Origin of the sequence: Mycobacterium sp. (assembly GCF_049280035.1) — a bacterium.
Classification (GTDB): domain Bacteria; phylum Actinomycetota; class Actinomycetes; order Mycobacteriales; family Mycobacteriaceae; genus Mycobacterium.
Window position 1 is genome coordinate 1 of record NZ_JBAPPI010000375.1, and the last position, 1,579, is coordinate 1,579.

The 1,579-nt window shown below is 65.4% G+C and carries 3 protein-coding genes; 2 read left to right on the forward strand and 1 reads right to left on the reverse strand.

The genetic code is table 11. From position 1 onward, the window contains the following. Together WAN71_RS12705 and WAN71_RS12710 are read left to right on the forward strand one after the other, a co-directional pair. A partial coding sequence (locus tag WAN71_RS12705) for a MaoC family dehydratase (RefSeq protein WP_422225669.1) occupies positions 1-679 on the forward strand: 679 nt, incomplete at its 5' end. 58 nt (positions 680-737) lie between these two features. Beyond that, positions 738-1,004, forward strand: a complete 267-nt coding sequence (locus tag WAN71_RS12710) for a hypothetical protein (protein WP_422225670.1) — start codon at positions 738-740, stop codon at positions 1,002-1,004. A gap of 70 nt (positions 1,005-1,074) precedes the next feature. Here the strand turns inward: WAN71_RS12710 and WAN71_RS12715 are convergent. Continuing rightward, on the reverse strand, positions 1,075-1,579 hold a 505-nt coding region (locus tag WAN71_RS12715; RefSeq protein WP_422225671.1), incomplete at its 5' end, for an alpha/beta fold hydrolase.

Consider the following 1,579-nt stretch of genomic DNA (forward strand, 5'->3'; position numbering starts at 1 on the left):
ATCGTTCAACTGGGCGATGCTGTTGCACGGTTCGCAGGGCATCCGGCTGCACGCGCCGCTGCCGGCCGCGGGCAAGCTGTCGGTGGTCACCGAGGTGGCCGACATCCAGGACAAGGGCGAGGGCAAGAACGCGATCATCATGTTGCGCGGCCGCGGCAGCGATCCGGACACGGGCACACTGGTCGCCGAAACCCTCACTACGCTGGTGATCCGCGGCGAGGGCGGCTTCGGGGGAGAGCCGGGCCAGCGGCCGGTCGCGCCGGAGGTCCCCGACCGCGAGCCCGACGCCCGGGTCGCCTTGCCCACCCGGGAGGATCAGCCGCTGATCTACCGGCTTTCCGGTGACCGCAATCCGCTGCACAGCGACCCGTGGTTCGCCAAGGAGTTGGCCGGCTTCCCCAAGCCGATCATGCACGGGCTGTGCACCTACGGGTTCTCCGGCCGAGCGTTGATCGCCGAACTCGGCAATGGCGACGCCAATGCCATCACCTCGATCGATGCGCGGTTCACCAAACCGGTCTTTCCCGGCGAGACGCTGACCACCTTGATCTGGCGCACCGAACCCGGCAAGGCGGTGTTCCGCACGGAAGCTTCTGGGGCCTCCGGCCCAGACGGCGTCGAAGATGGGGCCGCGCGGTTGGTGCTCGAGGACGGCGCGGTGGAGTACACCGAGGGCTAGCGCTTAGCAATTTGCCTTCGCTGGTTTAGCAGGGCCGACATCGCGGCACTCTGCGGCCATGGCATTCAAACTCACCTATAGCGACGGGCAAGAGACCGACTACGACGACAGCACCAAGTGGGAAGTCGAAAACGGGGTCGTGAAGATGGGCCACGAGCCCGGGGAGTGGACAGTCTTCGTCTCCCCGAGTCATTGGGCCACCCTCGAGCTAGCGACCGGCAAAGATCGAGATAAGGAGGGCGGCGGCGGCAAGGACAAGGACAAACACACCGCGGACAAAGACGACGGCGAAGGCGACACAAAGGACAAGCAGAAGGACAGCTGATCACCAAGCGAGGCCGTCGCCTTTGGCTGCCGCCGACGAGTTCTACACGCCTACAGCCACACTCGCAGCATCAGCCGTTGGCTGTAGCGCGTGCGGATGCTCGCGTCGAGGTGATGAACTCGAGCAGCGCTGCGTTGTAACGGGGAGACTCGCTGAGGTACAGGCCGTGGCCGGCGCCGTCGATGGTGACGAAGTGGCAGTCGGGGATCAGCGATGCGGTCTTGCGCGCGGTCAGATCAATCGGCATCGAGGCGTCGGCGGTGCCGTGGATGAGCAGGGTCGGGACCGTGAGCTCGGTGAGCTCCGAACGGAAGTCGGCGCGCACGAATGCGTCGCTGGTCTGGGTCAGGATTGGCAGCGGGACGGCGGCGATCGTGTTCAACGTCCAGTCCTGCAATTGCTGGGACACACGATGCTCGCCGTAGAAGTACTCGGCTTTGCCGCTGATCTCCGTCCAGTCACCGATGTCGCGGAGCATGACAGAGCGAACCTGCGCCACGGCGTCGTCGGGTATTCCGTCAGGATTGTCGGGGCCCTGCAAGAGCATCGGGGTCACCGTGCCACTGAGCACAACC